The sequence below is a fragment of the Cellvibrio sp. UBA7661 genome, assembly GCA_002483365.1.
In the GTDB taxonomy this organism is placed as follows: Bacteria; Pseudomonadota; Gammaproteobacteria; order Pseudomonadales; family Cellvibrionaceae; genus Cellvibrio.
In genome coordinates this window covers 394,453-411,974 of sequence record DLHT01000006.1, presented here as the reverse complement: position 1 = coordinate 411,974, position 17,522 = coordinate 394,453, and the positions used below count along the sequence as shown (strand labels likewise).

Genomic DNA, 17,522 nt, shown 5'->3' with positions numbered 1-17,522 from the left:
TTGAAACGTGGATAAACTGATTGGCGAAATGCTCATCGAGCGCGGACTGGTTCAGCCCGACGACATCAAAAAAGCCCTGCAATTACAGCAGTCGGTGGGTGGGCGTATTGGTGCCGGTTTGGTGCGTATGGGCTCAATCGCCGAGGAGCAGTTGCTTGAAGTCTTGTCACTGCAACTGGAGATTCCGGTGGTGCAATCCGGTAAGGGTTTGCCCGATGCCAGCGCGCTCTACAGTTTTATCCAGCAGTCCCGCTTGGACATCAATTGGTGTATCGATAACCGCGTATTGATCTGGAGCCCGGCCGAACAGCAATTGCATTACACTGGGCGCGATCCGCTTTCCCCGTTTGTGCGCGATGTACTCGCCTATCACTATCCGGAATTCGCCATTCAGCCTTGCCTGCTATCCAGCCACAGTCTGGACATCCTGATCGATTATTTGCGCAAAGAACTCAATGCCGAGCGCTTTTTCTCGGAAGGCAGCGAAACCAAAGGCCTGCGCGAACTTGCAGAAGAAGCACCGGTAGTCGAGTTGGTAAATAACATTTTCTCCAAAGCCGTGGCCTTTAACGCCTCGGATATCCACCTTGATCCGCAGGAAGAAGTCTTCCGCGTGCGCTTGCGTGTGGATGGTGTATTGCAAACTCATCTGGAGCAGCCGATTGACCGCTACCCGGCGGTGGCCTCGCGGGTAAAGCTTATTTCGGAAATTGATATCGCCGAGCGCCGACTGCCGCAAGATGGCCGTATCACCACCCGCGTCAACGGCCGCGAGATGGATGTGCGTGTGTCTACTTTGCCCGGTGTGCACGGTGAATCCATCGTTATGCGTCTGCTGCCTAAAGATCGCAAAGAGCTATCGCTTGCTACCCTGGGATTGGAGCAGGACCATATGGATCTGGTGGGCTCGCTGATGCAGGAAGCGAACGGGATTGTATTGGTGACGGGGCCTACCGGTTCCGGTAAATCCACTACGCTCTATGCTGCCCTGCAGGAAGCGACTGACGGCACACGCAAAATCCTCACTGTGGAAGATCCGGTCGAATACCAGTTGCCGGGCATCACCCAGGTACAAGCCCACGCCGAAATTGGCTACACCTTTGCCAAAGCCCTGCGCGCGTTCTTGCGTCAGGATCCGGATGTGATCATGGTGGGCGAGATCCGCGATCTGGAAACCGCGCAAATTGCGATCCAGTCAGCACTTACCGGCCACTTGGTGTTATCCACCCTGCACACCAACGATTCGCTTTCCGCGTTCACGCGTTTGATTGATATGGGCGTTGAGCCATTTCTGGTGGCTGCGCCTATCAAGGCCGTACAAGCCCAGCGCTTGGTGCGCAAAGTCTGTAAACACTGCGCCAAACCAACGCAGGTTCCGGAATCGATCAGCGCTGAATTTGCCAAGCTTGAACGCGGCTTTCTTGGCGAGCATTTTGTACCGACCTGGATGGAGGCTGTCGGTTGCGCCGCCTGTAATCACACAGGTTATTCCGGCCGTATGGGGGTGTACGAGATAGTCCCGATTTCGCCAGAACTGCACGACATGATTATCGCCAATACCCCGGTGACCGAAATGCGCAAACTGGCACGCAGACAAGGCCATAGATCCATGTATCAGGATGGTTTGATCAAAGCTGCCAAAGGCCTGACCACAGTAGAAGAAGTGATGCGTGCAACTAATATTGATGTGGATTCCGAGTAGCGGCTATGCAATTTAGTTACAAAGCCCTCGACCAGCAGCAATCGGTGATCAGTGGTGTCATTGAAGCCACTGACGAGCGTGAAGCTGCGCGCCTGATCCGCGAGAAAAACCTGCAACCCCTGACGGTAGCTCCCCATGAGGAGTCCTCAGGGAATATCCGCAAAAAACTCGGGCGTGAGGAAATTACCATCTCCCTGTTCGAGTTGACCACTATGCTTGAATCGGGCGTTTCCATTGCCGAAGCCCTGCAGTCGCTGCAAGAGGCGGATTCCCACCCGCAGCTGCGCAAGTTTTATCGCTCAGCGTCAGAGCAGCTCCAGCGCGGTGCCAGTTTTGGGCAGGCGCTGCGTGCGGCAGATCTAAAATTACCGCCGTATTTCATTCAATTGGTAGAGGCGGGTGAAGCATCCGGGCAGCTGGGGCAGACCATGCGCCGCGGTGTGGAGCAAATGGAATATGACCTGTCGGTGGTCAATGAGCTGCGCAATGCGCTGATTTACCCGGCGGTATTGGTGCTCACCGGCATCAGCGCTGTGGCACTTATCTTTATTTTTGTAGTCCCAAAGTTCGCCAATTTGATGGATGGCAAGCAAGAGTTGCCGATGCTGGCGACGGCAGTACTATCGACCGGCTTGTGGCTCAATGAAAACTTTTATTGGGTTGCGGCGGTGGTTGTAGTTTTCGGGGCGATGTTGGGGATGCAATTTGCAAAACCCGAAGTGCGCCAGGCACTGTTGGATAAAATGTCCGGCCTGCCGGTGTTTGGCCGCTGGCTGGCCGAATCCGATATCGCCCGCTGGTCATCAGTTATGAGTGCCATGCTTTCCAGCCACATTGAACTCACGCGGGCACTGGATTTGGCGCGCGCCAGCGTCAAAAATTCGCGCCGCAACAAAGCCCTGCTGGCGGCACTGAATACGGTGCAATCTGGCGGCAGTTTGTCCAAGGCGTTGCAGGACAACCAAATCCTGAATGCCACCGCCTACAACCTGATCCGCGCGGGTGAAAAAACCGGCCGTCTTGCCGAGATGCTGCAAGCCGTCGCCAAAATTTATGAAAACTCCGGCAAAAACCGGATGAAACGCTTGTTGTTGTTGATCGAACCCTTGGCGATTGTGTTTATCGGGATTGCCGTGGGGGTGATTATTCTGGGGTTAATCCAGGCGATCACCAGCGTTAACGACGTGGCTATTTAAGAAATTCCTCCTTTAAAAAAGGTTAGGGGGAATTAACCATGAACATTTTTAAGAGAGACGTTATGCGTAATACACACACTCGCCAACGCGGCTTCACCATGATCGAACTCTTGGTGGTACTGGTTATCCTTGGTCTGCTGGCGGGTCTCGTCGGCCCCAAAATGTTTGGCAAGGTCGATAGCGCCAAAGTCAAAACCGTGGAAACCCAACTCAAGTTGCTGAAATCGGCGTTGCAAACCTATCGCCTGGATATGGGCGAATACCCCAGCACCCAGGAAGGTTTGGGTGCGATTATCCGTTCGCCCGACAGCGCGCGCGCCCAGCAAAACTGGAAAGGGCCTTATCTGGATGAAGAAATCCCGCTCGATCCATGGGGCACTGCCTACCAATATCGTCGCGAAAAAAATGGCCTGCAGGATTTCACCCTCTACTCGTTGGGTGCCGATGCCAAACCCGGTGGTGAAGGTCTGGATGCCGACATAGGTTTGGCGACCAAATAATCCCTCGTTTAGCCATCCCAACAGCAGAAACCCTATGAACCCGCGCGCCGGATTTACCCTTATCGAATTGTTGGTGGTACTGATGATTCTCGGGCTCACCAGCGCGCTGGTGCTGCCGCGCTTGCCTGCCATTTATGAGCAATTTCAGGATAAGTCCGATCAGGAGCGGGTCGCGCAGCTGCTTTCATCGCTCCCGCTAAAAGCCTATACCCGCCAGCAAACCATCATCCTCAAACCGGAAGATGCGCTGCAAGTCTTGCTCAACGAAGGTTTGCAGCTGGATGGCCAGCTCAAGCTGCATCTCAAACAGCCCATCACTTACCAGCCCAATGGCGTTTGTGTGGGTGGACAAATGGATGTCGAGCTCAACGGCATCACCCGCCGCTTACAGCTAGATCCGCCTTACTGCGAGCCGCGTGAACAATGACCAGGCAGCGCGCAACAATACCCAAATCCTCTCGCGGTTTTACGTTGGTCGAGGCCATGGTCGCACTGGTGATTTTCTCCATGGCGGCCATGGGCATATACAGTTGGATCAATACCAATCTCATCTCCCTCAACCGCGTCGCGGTGGTGGCGGAATCGGAGTTTGTGGTGAATTCGGCCATCGAACGCCTGAAATTGGTGGATTTGCGCAGTGAGACGGAAGGTTCTTTTGATGTCGCGGGTTACGATGTGCAGTGGCGTGCGGAGTTAGTGGAGCCTTGGGCACAAGGTTTGGCTCCACGCGGTACGCTGAGTCTTTATGATTTAGGGCTCTATCAGATTATTCTTAATCTTGATAAAAACGGTCAAACTGTGGCGACATACACTTATCGTCAAACAGCTTGGTATCAAGCAAGAGAGCCGAAAAAGAATGAAGATGCTTTCGCTCCCTAAAGCGGCTCTCCGTCGTCAACGTGCATTCACGTTAATAGAGATGCTGGTGGTGATGATTATAGTTGCCATGATGGTGACTCTGATAATGCAGGGTTTCGGATACTCACTCGGGCTTTATCAACGTGTAGTAAAAAATCAGGCAAATGCTTATCAGCAGGCATTTGCTTATCGTTGGTTTACTTCAACACTTCAGTCGCAGGTCGCTATGCGTCTTGATGACCGTGGCCTTGAAGGCAATCAGTATCAGTTTTCTACTTACACTTTTTCTCCGTTAGTGGGAGTTTCAGGTATGAAAACCCGTATTGCCTGGGAGCTTGACTTAAATGGAGGCGATTTGATGCTTGGTTATCGTGAAGGAACTCAGCAATTTACGGTATATACCTGGGTTGGGGCAACAGGGCAATTTCAATATATGGATATTGAGAAAAACTGGCGTGATCTTTGGGAACCGCTAAAAGATGAGCCATCGGCATTGCCCAGTGCGATCCGGCTGCAAGTTTCCCAAGGGAATGAGTTGCGAAACTTCGTTGTAACAACAGAGACTAGGCAGCGCGCCATAATTACAGCTGATGAAAGAATGTATGGTCGGGAATAATAGAAAACTAAATGCTATGGCGCGACAACAGGGGTTTATCCTCGCGGTTGTTCTTTGGATTGTGGCAATTATTTTTATTATTGCCGGAATATTTCACCATTACGTGCAAGAAAAAATAACAATTGGCATTCAGGTAAAGTCACATCTACAACAGCAATTGAATTTGCACTCTACAGAGCAAACCGTGTTTTATGTCTTGTCTACCTCTCGCTTAACGCGCGCAGGGATGACGTTAACCCGACAAAATATTTTCGAGTACATTGATGTAGAAGAAGGAACAATTAATACAGATCCTCGTGGTGATGAAATGTTTCTGGATGGAACTAATTATTTGGGTGTCGGTGATAGTGCATTTTATGTGCAGGATCTTATGGGTTTGGTTGCGCTAAATGCACCTGACAATTACGATTTACAACGTCTTATGGCTAAACAGGAACCAAATGCGCAAGTTAATCAACGGTTGCTAACTGCATTGCAGGACTACGTTGATGCTAACGATACATTAAGTTTATCAGGGGCAGAAAAATATGAATACGCGCGTGCAGGCCTTGCTGCTCCCTCCAATGATTATCTTCGTTCAGAGATTGAATTGCAGCGCGTATATGGATGGGCGCAGTGGTTAGATCTCCATCCTCAATTTAATTGGCAGGGTTGGCTCAGTGTGAGACGCTACTCTATGATAAATCCCAACAGTATGCCTAAGTCCCTTATGCAAGCCTATTTTGGGATTAGCGAAGAGATCGCCACGCAATTAGTGAATGAGCGGCATAAAAATCCCTTTGTGAATTTGGATGATTTTTTTTCGCGTTCTGGAATTTCCGAAGGGTTAACCGAGGAGAACACCCGCTTTTTCTATGGCAATGAATTTCAAGTTTGTCTCTGGAGCCGTGGGGGAGGACAAGCGGAGTTGATTAGCCTACAATTAACGCCCTCTGGCCCCTATGGGCCATGGCAAATTAATTACAAATACCAAGCTCCAATAATCAGGCGCGACCATGAACCTTCGGCCCTTCAGCAAACCCGCCTCTTTGGTTACACCTTGGGTGATTACCTCTGAAGGAGTCAAGCTGCTCACTGACCTAACTTTTGCAGGCTCCTGCACTCAACTTGAATCGCCGTGTGTAATTATACCGCGTCAGTATCTTTTCTTCTTGCATGTCAATCTGGAATCGGTGCCCCATGGACTGCGTCGTAATCTGATCCAGCAGCGCTTGCGGCAAGTTAGCCCCTTCAAAAATCCTTCAAGCTGGATTGTGCAGGAGGGTGTCAACGCCCAAATTTGGTTTTGGGATGATAGCTTGATCTGTACTCGTCGCGAACAGGTACCTGAACTGCCCAGATCAGTCTTGCCGGAATCTTTGCTGCGTAGTCCCTTTGCTCAGGGGTTTCGCATGCAACCATGCCTGAATGGTTGGGAGATGCAATATTGGGATGCTACCAATTTACGCCACACACGTTGGTTACTGCAGCGTCCCGATGCTTGCGAACAAGCCGATTTCGTTCGCACCTGTGGTTATAGTTTGGAACAAGTTAAGTGGGTAGAGGCTGGCACAGATTTGCTCCCTCGTCCTTGGAGTGAAAAACCCTTTTGGACAAAAGAAACCTTAACCAATGAAAAAATCGCCACCAAACTGATTGCCGGTGTGTTGGTCGCTTGGGTGTTTCTGGAGTTGGGTTTGGGGCTTGGCACCCAAATAAAATCGTCCTGGCTTGCCGCGCAGGTTGCTGACAAAAATGAAGCCATGATGGACTTGGTCAATCAGCGCGATGGCGCGTTACGCCAGCAGGAATTTAATCAAGCCATCGGTCAATTAGTGTCTGCACCATCACCATTATTTTTGTCTGCGCAAGTCCACCAGTGCTTGGCCGATTTCGATTTCGCCATTCTGGATTGGCAATACCAGCGCGGCCAGTTGGTATTGCTACTGCAAAAAGAAGGCTTGGACACCCGCGCATTAATTGAATCCTGTGCGGCTAATCCGGTATTTACTGATGTGCGGGTTGAACCGGGCCTCACGCCCGAGCAAACACGCGTGTTGTTCAGCTTGCAAGGTGAGCCATCAGGGGAGCAAACCGATGCTGAATAATCTGCACAAAACGCTGCTACCTCATTGGCTACAGCTGCAACAACAAGCTGCCGCGAATCCGCGCCTGCGTTGGATGTTATGGGGCATCCTCTATATCTTCCTGATGTATTTCGCGCTGAGTCTGGGCGAGTGGCGCGCAGAACAGCAGCAAGAGATCAGCCAGCTACAACGCACCGCGACGAAACTGGAACAGTTGGAATCCCAAACCGAATGGCCTGATCGCTGGGCAGCTGAACAAGCAGTGTCATCCCAATTGCAAGGCCGTGTCTGGAAAGCCAAAACGATTGGCTTGGCAGAAGCAGATCTACAAAACTATCTGCGCAACCTGATCAATAACCACAATGGTGATGGCTTGCGCTTGCGTCTTGCTCCGACAGAAACGGTGGTGATCGGCGGGGAAAATATGTTCAAGGTAAGTGCCGATGTATCAGCCGTATTGAGTGTTCTGCAAATCGATAGCCTGATGCGCGCTATGGCAGAGCATCCACAGGCTTTGCTGGTTGAGCGGTTTTCTTACAGTGCCCAACGCTCCGGCCAATTTAATATGCTGGTGACTGCGTATTTCAGTAGCGCAGAAAATGACACCAACGCAGAAAGCGGAGCCCAAGAATGAGCCTGTTGCAACGTTTTGCCCAGCTCCCGGCGCATGAGCAAATTGTTTATGCGCTTACTGCCAAATTGGCAGCATTCGCCTTTGTACTCGGTATTTTGTGGGTGATGCTGGGCTTGGGGGATCAATCCCCAGCGGCGGATAACGACTGGCAAGCCTCCGTCTTACCCAAAGCAGAAGATGCAATGGGGCTATACGTCACCGTTGCAGAAAAACCGCGTTGGTTTTCAGAGTCGGGAATGCAACAAACCAAGCCAGTAGAAGATCCTGCAAAAGCGCTGGAAGGTAAACCGGAAAGCTTGCGCCTGACCGGCTTGGTCACCAAAGGCGATACACGCTACGCCCTGTTTGTGCCGGTTATTGCCTCCGCCACTGCAATAGGGAAACCCTCCGTACTCCAATTCAAGGAAGGTGACAAATTGGTAGGCGACTGGCAAGTAACAGCGATAGAAGCCAACCAGGTGCAAGTGCGTATGGGCGATGAAACCCGCACTCTCAAAATGTATCAGCCTAAAGCAAACTAATCGCAAATCGTCATTCCCGCGTGGGTAGATCCGCATCAGCAGGGAGTCGTCATCCCCGCGTGCGGGGATCCACAGGTTTTAAACTTAACAACAATCAAAGAGAAAGGAGTTCTCATGAAGCAGCCCGCAATATATATTCTTGCAAGTCAGCGCAACGGAACTCTTTACATAGGTGTAACAAGTAACCTTATCCAACGAATTTGGCAGCATAAAAAACATCTTGCTGATGGATTTACCAAAAAATATAACGTCACTCAATTAGTCTATTTTGAACAAGCACAGACGATGGATTCGGCAATAGCGCGCGAGAAAGAGCTTAAAAAATTAACCCGCAAAGCGAAAATTGAATTAATTCAACAACGAAACCCGGGTTGGATTGATTTATACAAACAAGTTATCAGCTGAGTTAGTCGTCATCCCCGCCCGCGGGGATCCATAGGTCTTAAACCCAAAAGCTGGACTCCCGCGAGCGGGAGTGACGATAGCGCGTACACAAAACCTTGCGCGCCGTCACTTAGTTAATCAAACTACCCGCCCAATTAGCGTCACTCTATGTCAGCCGGGAATTCCATACATGTTCAGCGTAAAAGCCAGTTCTGTTGTTAATACCAGTATAAAAACACTTGCCTCTATCAGCGTACTTATGGCGCTGACCAGCTGCAGCAGTGTCTGGCATAAACCCACCCAAACAGAGCGTGGGCAGGAGCTGATTCGCTTGGAGCCGGTACGTGAACCCAAGGAGTTTTCAACTTCAGCGAGCCAGCCCCAGGCGCAGCAGCAACAAGTCCCCCAAACCAAAATCAAATCCGGCCCTTCGGTGACTATCGGCAGTACAGTGGCCGATGCCCAAGCGCAGGAGCTGGCGCTGGATCTCAAAGGTTCGCCCATTGCTGGCAATTACCACAATATGCCGTTGCCGGTATTTATTAATGAAGTCTTTGGCGAGCAACTGGGCTTGTCGTTTACCTTGGATCCACAAATTGAGAAGCAAGAAGATCTCGTCACCTTGCGTTTAATAGAAGCGGTTCCTCCTTCGGAATTATTCCGTATTGCCCTGCGCACTTTGAATACCTACGGTGTTGCCGTGTCGCAACAAGGCGATGTACTCAATTTTGCGATAGATAAAAACATCACTGCCGGTGAGACACCTTTATTAGTCAGTGGCCGCGCGCTTCCGGAAGTGCCTCAATCCCATCGACCGGTGTTTATGTTTGTGCCATTAAAAGTCGTTACCAATGTCAAAGTGGCTGGTTGGGTGCGTGATGCTTTAACTGGAAAGGATATACAAGTTAATGAAGACTCTAGTCGTAATGCAGTATTGCTTAAAGGTAAGCCTGATCTTGTGAATCAGGCATTAGCGATAATAGAAGTGTTGGATCAGCCTGTGATGCGCGGTAAATTTTCAGCAAGTATCGAGCCTGCATTTGTTAAGGTGGATGCACTCAGTAAAAATCTGAAAGAAGTATTGAATGCTGAAGGGTACGATGCGGCAGTGAACTCGCAAATTGGTTCTATTATTCTTATTCCTTTAGAAGGCGCTAACCAGCTAGTTGTTTTCGCTTCATCCCAACAAATTATTAACCATGTTCGCGAATGGGTGGAAGTGCTGGATCGTCGCCAGCAAATGAGTATCGATCAAGGCATTTTCACGTACGAGGTGCGTAATACGGAAGCATCACATATTGTTGAGTTACTCAACAGTTTTGAAAATGGCTCTTCGGGCTCCACAAGCCGCAGTGGGGGATTAGATTCTGCGGCAACTGGCTCTGCAATATCCGATGTTACCTCTGCAACCACTGCTATGGGGCAAGGTTCTGGCGCTCAGTCTGCCTCTGCCAGAGTGAGTGGTGGCAATTTTGTGGTGGATACCAACCGCAACACTATTATTTTCAAGGGTAGTGGTCAGGCTTGGTTGGATATGCTGCCTGTTATCCAAACCTTGGATAAAGCGGCTCCCTCAGTTTTGATTGAGGTTTTGTTGGCAGAAGTCACACTCAATGACAAAGAGCAAACCGGTTTTGAGTTTGTTGCCAAAGGCTCGCAAAGGGTAGGCGGAAAACTCTACAGCACCACCTTTGGTACCTTGGGTGGTTTGGGGGTTGGTTCCGCAGGATTAAGTGCGACTTTAGATAACGCTGGCGAAACTCGCGCACTCTTAAACCTGTTCTACGAAAACAAGCGCGCAGAAATTCGTTCCCGCCCGCGTTTAATGGTTAAGAGCGGTCAACAAGCTACTATAGATGTAGGAACAGAAATTCCTGTCTTAGGGTCGTCCAGCGGAGTAACAACAGGCGGTTTAGTGGTTCCCCCAAGTATCAGTAACCGCAAAACCGGTGTGCGTTTGACTGTAGCACCTATTGTCCATGCCTCTGGTCATGTGGATATAGAGATCGATCAAGAGCTAAGTGAAGCCCAGCCTAATCAAAGCAGTGGAATAGATTCTCCCAGTATTTTTAACCGCAAAATCCAAACCACAGTCACCCTGCAAGATGGTGGCTCAATCTTACTTGGTGGTTTAATTTCCAGCTCTAACTCATTGGGAAATGTAGGGGTTCCATGGTTTGGAAAATTGCCTATAATTGGCAAACTTCTGAGCTCGGACAATAACTCATCAGCGCGAACAGAGCTGATGGTGATGATCATTCCATATGTCATCGACAGCCCTGCTGAGGGGCAAGCCGTTACCAAAAGCATCCAGCGGGCATTTCAAAACCCGGAAGTTTGGGGTGAATCTGGTTCAGAAGCTGTTCAGAATGATTAAGCTCTAATCAATTCTGGCGTGATTTAAATCCAAAACCACGCAAAAGGATTGGCTTTTAATAACTTAGGCTTGATCTATAGGTTTGATGCAGTATATTCTTGGGCGGTCTTTAAATCGTGGGATTGCTCTTGCAGACCCAAGGACCCAAGACCAATCAAATCAACGTTGATTATAAATTCATGAAATAGGAGTTAAACCATATGGTTTCCAAGAAAATTTTAGGCGTAGCTATTGCTGCTGCTTTCTCGGCACCTGCATTTGCGGCTATCGATATGACCGCTGGCACTAACGGTGCAGGTACTGGTGCTGTTACTGTTGCTAAAGAATCTGTTACCACTACTCAAGTTACTTCTGGCTTGGTGCAAGTAACTCACGCTACTGCTTTTGATACAACTTTTGCGCTTGGTTTCGGTACTTCTGCTGGCTCTCACGCCTTTATCCGCATCGACTTGACTGGCGGTGCTAAATTCAAAACTGGTGTTGACGCTACTTCTTTGACTTTGTCTGGTAAAGCAAACCCTGCTGACTACACCGTATCTGTGGGCCAAGGTGGTGCTGCTGGTGATACTTACGTTATTTATGACGTAACTGCTGTAACTGCTATGACTCAAGCGCAGGCTGTAGTTTTGAATTTGGCTGATATGCAACTTAGCCCAACTTCCACCGCTGGTATGACCGTTGCTCATTACAGCAGCTCACCAGCTGCAGTGGGTGCATCTGCCACCAACACCACTGGTGCCCTGGCAACTGACAGTTATGCATTTGCAAGTGTTTCTCCAGCGTTGAAAGTAAACATTTCTGGTACTGACAAAACTGCTGACGTAAATGCTACTCCAGTATTTACTCAATTCACCGGTGCTACCCCAACGGCTACGCTGGGTAATGTACAGTTTGTTCTGACTGCTGGTGCAATCACTGCTGCTGGTGCTAACGTTACTTTATTGAGTCAGTTGATTGATACTGCTGCTGGTGAATCGCAATTGTCAGTAACTGGCGACCTGAGCTTTATCGGTAAAACTGATGCTGCAACTACTGCTACTAAATTAACCTTTGGTGGCGTTAATGCAGATGTAGCAACTCCTACAGACAGCTTGGTATCTTCTGCTAAGTTGAGCGATCTGAGTGGTTTGTTGGTTGAAGATACAACCACTGATCCATTGGTTGGTAACGACATCGTTATTACCGCTAACGAAGCTGATGCAATCAATGCTGGTGCTTACACTTTGACCTTTACTCCAACTGCAATCGCTTCTGCTGCTTACGGTCCTACTGCTGCTAGCGCTTCTATCGGTAGCATTCTGCGTAACGGTGCAACTGCTCAAGTTCCATATTTGACCACTAATGCTGGCTTGAACCAAAAGTTAGTGTTGGTTAACCGTGGTTCTAACGACACTACTTACAGCATTACCTTTACCCCAGAGGCTGGCGTAACAGCGACTGCTGGTACTAAAGCAACTGGTACTTTGGCCAAAGGTAAAACTTTGGTTCTGAAGGCTTCTGATGTTGTTACTTTGACTGGCGGTACTCGCACTGCAGCTACCGTTGTTGCATTGGCTCCAGCTAGCGTTATTGATGCGGCTACTCAAACTGTTGTAACTGATACCACTTCAGTTTCTTACGGTTCAAATGACACTGTAAATCTTACTGTTAAGTAATTAACTTCTGATTTAGTTTTGTTAAAAAATAAGGGCGCCTTAGGGCGCCCTTATTTTTTGTCATTAATTATTCTAGCTCTTAAACTAGCATTGCTTATCAAGTGGTATAAAATTCAAACGGTAATTTATGCTTGGCGTCTACAGAACATTTTTGGCCTTAATGGTTGTCATACAGCACCTTGCGGGCGCTCATGTGTTGGGCGCATATGCAGTATTTGGTTTTTATTGCATCAGTGGTTACCTAATGACGACGGTTATCAATGAGAGCTACGGTCATTCAGTGAAAGGAGTTGTTCGTTATCTCTTGAATCGCTTTTTGCGGATCTATCCTCTTTATTGGTTATCAGCGCTTCTTTCGATTATCCTTATTTTAATGTTTGGTGTTTCCGCAACACGGGCTTTCCACCCAGATATTTATTTGCCGCAAAATACGTTAGACGCATTAAGAAACCTATTCATTTTTTTTCCCCTGCTTGAGTCACCACGGCTAACGCCGCCTGCCTGGGCTCTAACCGTCGAACTGTTTTTCTACTTGCTTATCGGATTTGGAATATCAAAAAGCAAAACTATTACAATGATATGGTTTGTGTTGAGTGTCTGTTATCACTTCTTTGCAGCGCTTAACAATTATGGTTGGGATGATATTTACTTTACTGTGTGGGCTGCATCGCTACCATTTTCAACGGGTGCAATGATTTACCATTTTCGCGTTTCTTTGGTGCGTACTTTGGCCGTTTTCCCCAAAAGCCATTATGTGGTGTTGCTGCTGTTTATTGCTCTTCCAATTAACTGGTGGTTAGCATCGCTTGGGGGATATGTGCGCGATATTGGTTTCTACATTAATTACTTAATTTGCGCTTTGACTATTGCATACCTTATAAGTGGATCATTGCCGCTAACGCAGTTTCAGCGGATGGACAAAAGGATTGGTGATTTAAGTTACCCAATATATCTCTTTCACTACCAGATAGGTTTTCTGGTGATGAGTGCAATAGGCTATTTTGGTCTTGCTGTGCCAAGAGGTGATATTCTGTTGGCATTAGTGTCTATCCCTATTGTTGTTATTATTGCCTGGTTAATAGTTAAGTGGATTGAATCGCCAATTATGAAAATAAGAGAGCAGATAAAAAAGGGAGATACATCGCTTGGTAATTAACGTTGTTGGTAGTCAAAAAAAATAAATGAATAAACGTGAAGATTCAATTGATTACCTGATGGTATTGCGCGCATTAAGTGCGGTTGCTGTCGTCTTTTGTCATTTGCCTTTTCAGGCAAGTGAGTTTTTACATTTCCCCGAAACAGAGTGGATAAATGCATTTTTTAACCCCTTTGGTTATATCCCGGTATTAATCTTCTTTTCTTTAAGCGGGTATCTGATTTCTCTCGGATTTCTGACACAAAGACACGATGCGCATTCGGTAATAGGTATAAAAGCTTATTACCGCAGTCGTCTATTTCGAATTATACCCCTCTATTATTTTTCTATCGTGGTTTGTGTATTAGTTTTTTGGGAAGCAGCAGAACAGCATCCTTGGCGAGTACTAAGTCTGTTTTTATTTATAGAAAACTATAAACCGATGGACGGAATAGTTTTTAATCATGTCTATTGGACAATGCCAGTTGAGATGCTCTATTTTCTTTGTGCGCCATTTGCTCTTATCGCTATAAAATGGTTCTCAGAGCGCTATGGGGATATAGCTTGTTTCTTGGTGGTTCTGATAATTTCTATGGCTATATCACATTATTCATTTTCTGGATTTGAAAAAAACTCCGAGGGAGTGTTGGCATCTAGGCGTGAATGGAATTATTTCGCAAGATTTGATTTTTTTTACAATCTGCCCGCTTTTTTGTTGGGTGGTGCAGGTGCGTTAGTTGTAAATAATCCTAAATATCGTATTTTTTTTGAAGATAATCGAATGCTGATAAAGGTAATAACTGTAAGCTCCTTTATAGCGATAACAATTTATTGCAGTTCTATTGGGCTAAATCAAATGTCAGGAGGATTAATAAATTATTTCATTGCTTATGCATTAATTCTATCGATGGCGTTAATTGTGTTAGGAGTGGCGATAATTGGTGTAACACAAAAAACACATCAAAAGAGAAAATTAAAGATCTTAAAGCCTGTAGAATACCTTGGCGTATTGGCATATGGAGTCTATCTATTTCATATGCCTGCTTTTGATGTGGTTAGCAGGATGATAACTGCGTTTAAAATAAATATAACAAATGAGTGGTTAACATTACTAGTGCTACTGATTACTATTGGGTTTTCGCAACTTGCTTATTGTTATGTGGAGCAACCATTTTTGCGGAGGCGCTAAAATTGTCGGGAACCCATCTGGCTCGCATTTGTTTCTACCGCGACTTTCAGGAATACACCGGCGGCCATCAAAAAGTAGCGGATTATTTTTATCACCTGAAATCATCCCCGGAGTTTTTGCCGCACATCAGTTTTTCGGACGAAACCCTTTGGGATCGTACTAACCCTTGGTTTCCTGATTATCAGCAGCAACAAGCTGAATACATTCCTTCAAATTATGACTATGCATTTCTTGCCGGGATGGATTGGCAGCGTTATCTCACTTCAAATCCGCCCAAAAATCAGCCAGTGGTAAATCTTATCCAGCATGTTCGTCATGCCGATCCTGCGCAACCTATGTACGAATTTCTTAGCCAAAAAGCAGTTCGAGTTTGTGTGTCGCGTGAAGTGGAGTTGGCAATTACTGCAACCGGCCGGGTAAATGGTCCGGTTTTCACAATCCAAAATGGAATTGCCTTGCCTCTGCTTCCGGGCGTGGAGAAGCAACACGAGTTATTGATATTTGGTCCGAAAAATCCCATACAAGCTCAGGTATTGGGCGATGAATTAAAAAAGCAGGGAATAATTGCGCACTGTATTAACCACTGGTTGCCGCGCGAGCAGTTGCTCGGTGTCTTGGCCGCAAGCCGGATTGCAGTATTGTTGCCCAGTGAAACAGAAGGTTTTTACTTACCTGCACTTGAGGCCATGCATTATGCCGACTTAACCATAGTGCCCGACTGTGTAGGCAATCGCAGTTTTTGTCATGACCGCCAAAACTGTCTCTTTCCCGCGTACAATACGCCCTCATTGGTTGCTGCTGTTGAAGAGGCTTTGCATCTTTTGGAGCAGCCAGAGCAACTGAACATTTTTAAACGGAATTGTGCGAATACCTTGGCGTATCATTCGCTTGAGCGTGAGCGCACTGAGTTTCTTGGTTTGATGCGGCAGCTGGATTCAATCTGGCAATCCTTCTGACGCTAATCAACGGATTAGGCTTTGATTTCAAATACTATTTTATTAACAGGTTTGCCTCGCGCAGGTACAACCTTAAGTTGTCATATTCTTAATAGCTGCCCTAATACTTTGGCACTGCATGAGCCTATGCGGCCAGTGGATTTTACTCCGGCGGCGGGTATTGGCGTAGCCTTGGAATATATTGCACACTTTGCTGCATCAACGCGCGAGCAAGTGTTGAATGAAGGAAAAGCGCTAAGCCAGCAAAAAAATGGTGCAGTGCCTGAAAATCCTGTGGCTTCAAATGCGATACAAAATGGCTTGCGCCCTATGGATGTGAGTCTGGACTTTATTGATGTGAGTGCGCGTCACTTAAATCCTGAATTTAATTTAATCATTAAACACAATGCGCTTTTTACCGCGCTTTTGCCTGAATTGGCTGCAGCATTTCCGGTGTTTGCGGTTGTGCGTAATCCCTTGGCGGTGCTGGCCAGTTGGAATTTGGTCGATTTACCCATCAATAAAGGCCATATTCCCGCAGCAGAGCAATTTGATAACACATTAAAAAAACAATTGGCAAACACCTCAGATGTATTGGATCGCCAATTAGTGATTCTTGAATGGTTTTGTGAACGTTATTGCCGTTATTTGCCGGGGCGCTGGTTGCGTTATGAAGAGTTTGTGTCAGCGCCTTTGTCGTTAGCAACTGCACTGGGGCTTCCAGTGCCAGAAGAGCAGCCGCCAATTCGTAACAGTAAAAATAGTGGTTACGATGTGATGCTGATGGAAAAACTCTTCGCGCGTTTAAATACCGCGGGCGACGCAGTCTGGCAAATCTACTCGCGCGATCAAGTAGGCGCGCTGATGGATTCAATCAGGCGCAGCGCATGAAAACCTTGGACTTTATGATTGTAGGTGTACAGAAAGGCGGTACAACTGCGCTCAGTTTTTTTCTTGACCAACATCCACAATTGGCGATGGCGAGGGGAAAGGAAGTGCATTTATTTGATGCACCCGAATATTCTTCGCAGTGGAGCCGTGAACAAATAAATCAGCGTTATGCGGCATATTTCGACGGTGCTTCAGCGGAGTTGTTGTGGGGCGAGGCAACCCCTATTTATTGCTATTGGCCAGAAATTGCCGCAGAGTTGCGTCGTTATAATCCTGCCTTAAAACTTATTATTATTTTACGCGATCCGGTTGAGCGGGCAATTTCACAATATGCGATGGAAAAATCGCGCGGTGATGAAACATTGCCATTGTGGTTGGCTCTAATGCTGGAGCCATATCGGTTATGGCACGACCCGAGTCGCAAGCAGGGCGGCGCACGCCGCTGCCACTCATATGTCGGTAGGGGTAACTACAGTACGCAATTAAAAAATTTATGCCGATATTTTTCAAGCGATCAATTGCTCGTACTGGAGAATAATGAACTGAATACCTGGCATAGGGAAACGCTGGAAAAAGTTGAAAAATTTTTGGGTGTAAGCACAGAGCGGTTACCGGAAACCGCGAACATTTTTAGCGGCAACTACGATCGCAATCACTATCGGGTAACGCGTTGGTTGCTGAGATGTTACTACCGGTTCAGTAATCGCCAATTAAAAAAGCAATTGCTGAAAATGGGGTACAAGCCTGATTGGAAATGGCTGCAATAACTGCAGTATCACGTTAATTCATCACATAAAGTATGTGTCATTCCCGCTTGCGGGAATCCATAGGTTTTAATGCCAAGGTCTGAGCTCCCTCGTCCG

Annotated in this window: 18 protein-coding genes; all 18 read left to right on the top strand. The window is 47.5% G+C overall.

Annotated features, from left to right (window positions below; translation table 11 throughout):
* The first annotated feature begins 7 nt into the window (after positions 1 to 7).
* The 18 genes from B2739_RS05880 (at position 8) to B2739_RS05795 (ending at position 17,426) form a co-directional block, all read left to right on the top strand.
* Positions 8 to 1,702, top strand: coding sequence for a GspE/PulE family protein (locus B2739_RS05880; RefSeq protein WP_331344934.1), 1,695 nt, complete (start codon positions 8 to 10; stop codon positions 1,700 to 1,702).
* A 5-nt stretch (positions 1,703 to 1,707) separates the two neighbouring features.
* Positions 1,708 to 2,898, top strand: a complete 1,191-nt coding sequence (locus B2739_RS05875; RefSeq protein WP_331344933.1) for a type II secretion system F family protein — start codon at positions 1,708 to 1,710, stop codon at positions 2,896 to 2,898.
* 62 nt (positions 2,899 to 2,960) lie between these two features.
* Positions 2,961 to 3,398, top strand: a complete 438-nt coding sequence (gene gspG, locus B2739_RS05870) for a type II secretion system major pseudopilin GspG (protein ID WP_049631499.1) — start codon at positions 2,961 to 2,963, stop codon at positions 3,396 to 3,398.
* 34 nt (positions 3,399 to 3,432) lie between these two features.
* Complete coding sequence (locus tag B2739_RS05865) at positions 3,433 to 3,825, top strand: type II secretion system protein (RefSeq protein ID WP_331344932.1); 393 nt, start codon at positions 3,433 to 3,435, stop codon at positions 3,823 to 3,825.
* Entirely contained in the window at positions 3,822 to 4,277 is a 456-nt protein-coding gene (locus B2739_RS05860; protein WP_331344931.1) for a prepilin-type N-terminal cleavage/methylation domain-containing protein, read from the top strand. The genes B2739_RS05865 and B2739_RS05860 overlap by 4 nt, the downstream gene beginning before the upstream one ends.
* Positions 4,255 to 4,872 carry a type II secretion system protein gene (locus B2739_RS05855; protein WP_331344930.1) on the top strand — a complete coding sequence of 206 codons (618 nt, stop codon included), beginning with the start codon at positions 4,255 to 4,257 and terminating at the stop codon, positions 4,870 to 4,872. Before B2739_RS05860 ends, B2739_RS05855 begins: the two co-directional genes overlap by 23 nt.
* A gap of 16 nt (positions 4,873 to 4,888) precedes the next feature.
* The gene (locus B2739_RS05850) at positions 4,889 to 5,929 is read left to right on the top strand and encodes a type II secretion system protein GspK (RefSeq protein ID WP_331344929.1); all 1,041 of its coding nucleotides are present in this window, start codon (positions 4,889 to 4,891) and stop codon (positions 5,927 to 5,929) included.
* Positions 5,868 to 6,959 (top strand): hypothetical protein, encoded by a 1,092-nt coding sequence (locus B2739_RS05845; protein WP_331344928.1) that lies wholly within the window; start codon positions 5,868 to 5,870, stop codon positions 6,957 to 6,959. The genes B2739_RS05850 and B2739_RS05845 overlap by 62 nt, the downstream gene beginning before the upstream one ends.
* Positions 6,949 to 7,572, top strand: coding sequence for a hypothetical protein (locus B2739_RS05840; RefSeq protein ID WP_331344927.1), 624 nt, complete (start codon positions 6,949 to 6,951; stop codon positions 7,570 to 7,572). Before B2739_RS05845 ends, B2739_RS05840 begins: the two co-directional genes overlap by 11 nt.
* The gene (locus tag B2739_RS05835; protein WP_331344926.1) at positions 7,569 to 8,093 is read left to right on the top strand and encodes a hypothetical protein; all 525 of its coding nucleotides are present in this window, start codon (positions 7,569 to 7,571) and stop codon (positions 8,091 to 8,093) included. Before B2739_RS05840 ends, B2739_RS05835 begins: the two co-directional genes overlap by 4 nt.
* Before the next feature lie 114 nt (positions 8,094 to 8,207).
* Entirely contained in the window at positions 8,208 to 8,498 is a 291-nt protein-coding gene (locus B2739_RS05830; protein ID WP_331344925.1) for a GIY-YIG nuclease family protein, read from the top strand.
* A gap of 169 nt (positions 8,499 to 8,667) precedes the next feature.
* On the top strand, positions 8,668 to 10,854 hold the full coding sequence (locus B2739_RS05825; protein WP_331344924.1) for a hypothetical protein: 2,187 nt from the start codon (positions 8,668 to 8,670) through the stop codon (positions 10,852 to 10,854).
* Positions 10,855 to 11,054: 200 nt separating this feature from the next.
* The gene (locus tag B2739_RS05820) at positions 11,055 to 12,509 is read left to right on the top strand and encodes a hypothetical protein (RefSeq protein ID WP_331344923.1); all 1,455 of its coding nucleotides are present in this window, start codon (positions 11,055 to 11,057) and stop codon (positions 12,507 to 12,509) included.
* Positions 12,510 to 12,636: 127 nt separating this feature from the next.
* Positions 12,637 to 13,665, top strand: a complete 1,029-nt coding sequence (locus tag B2739_RS05815) for an acyltransferase (protein WP_331344922.1) — start codon at positions 12,637 to 12,639, stop codon at positions 13,663 to 13,665.
* A gap of 25 nt (positions 13,666 to 13,690) precedes the next feature.
* Positions 13,691 to 14,833 (top strand): acyltransferase, encoded by a 1,143-nt coding sequence (locus tag B2739_RS05810; protein ID WP_331344921.1) that lies wholly within the window; start codon positions 13,691 to 13,693, stop codon positions 14,831 to 14,833.
* Between the two features lie 2 nt (positions 14,834 to 14,835).
* A complete protein-coding gene (locus tag B2739_RS05805) occupies positions 14,836 to 15,789 on the top strand; it encodes a glycosyltransferase (protein ID WP_331344920.1) in 954 nt (317 codons plus the stop codon).
* A 21-nt stretch (positions 15,790 to 15,810) separates the two neighbouring features.
* Positions 15,811 to 16,659, top strand: a complete 849-nt coding sequence (locus tag B2739_RS05800; protein WP_331344919.1) for a hypothetical protein — start codon at positions 15,811 to 15,813, stop codon at positions 16,657 to 16,659.
* The gene (locus B2739_RS05795) at positions 16,656 to 17,426 is read left to right on the top strand and encodes a sulfotransferase domain-containing protein (RefSeq protein ID WP_331344918.1); all 771 of its coding nucleotides are present in this window, start codon (positions 16,656 to 16,658) and stop codon (positions 17,424 to 17,426) included. The genes B2739_RS05800 and B2739_RS05795 overlap by 4 nt, the downstream gene beginning before the upstream one ends.
* Positions 17,427 to 17,522: the final 96 nt, after the last annotated feature.

Excerpts from the sequence above, each read along its gene's own strand:
- B2739_RS05875 (WP_331344933.1), top strand. The coding sequence starts at position 1,708 with ATGCAATTTAGTTACAAAGCCCTCGACCAGCAGCAATCGGTGATCAGT.
- gspG (WP_049631499.1), top strand. The coding sequence starts at position 2,961 with ATGCGTAATACACACACTCGCCAACGCGGCTTCACCATGATCGAACTC.
- B2739_RS05865 (WP_331344932.1), top strand. The coding sequence starts at position 3,433 with ATGAACCCGCGCGCCGGATTTACCCTTATCGAATTGTTGGTGGTACTG.
- B2739_RS05860 (WP_331344931.1), top strand. The coding sequence starts at position 3,822 with ATGACCAGGCAGCGCGCAACAATACCCAAATCCTCTCGCGGTTTTACG.
- B2739_RS05855 (WP_331344930.1), top strand. The coding sequence starts at position 4,255 with ATGAAGATGCTTTCGCTCCCTAAAGCGGCTCTCCGTCGTCAACGTGCA.
- B2739_RS05850 (WP_331344929.1), top strand. The coding sequence starts at position 4,889 with ATGGCGCGACAACAGGGGTTTATCCTCGCGGTTGTTCTTTGGATTGTG.
- B2739_RS05845 (WP_331344928.1), top strand. The coding sequence starts at position 5,868 with ATGAACCTTCGGCCCTTCAGCAAACCCGCCTCTTTGGTTACACCTTGG.
- B2739_RS05840 (WP_331344927.1), top strand. The coding sequence starts at position 6,949 with ATGCTGAATAATCTGCACAAAACGCTGCTACCTCATTGGCTACAGCTG.
- B2739_RS05835 (WP_331344926.1), top strand. The coding sequence starts at position 7,569 with ATGAGCCTGTTGCAACGTTTTGCCCAGCTCCCGGCGCATGAGCAAATT.
- B2739_RS05830 (WP_331344925.1), top strand. The coding sequence starts at position 8,208 with ATGAAGCAGCCCGCAATATATATTCTTGCAAGTCAGCGCAACGGAACT.
- B2739_RS05825 (WP_331344924.1), top strand. The coding sequence starts at position 8,668 with ATGTTCAGCGTAAAAGCCAGTTCTGTTGTTAATACCAGTATAAAAACA.
- B2739_RS05820 (WP_331344923.1), top strand. The coding sequence starts at position 11,055 with ATGGTTTCCAAGAAAATTTTAGGCGTAGCTATTGCTGCTGCTTTCTCG.
- B2739_RS05815 (WP_331344922.1), top strand. The coding sequence starts at position 12,637 with ATGCTTGGCGTCTACAGAACATTTTTGGCCTTAATGGTTGTCATACAG.
- B2739_RS05810 (WP_331344921.1), top strand. The coding sequence starts at position 13,691 with ATGAATAAACGTGAAGATTCAATTGATTACCTGATGGTATTGCGCGCA.
- B2739_RS05795 (WP_331344918.1), top strand. The coding sequence starts at position 16,656 with ATGAAAACCTTGGACTTTATGATTGTAGGTGTACAGAAAGGCGGTACA.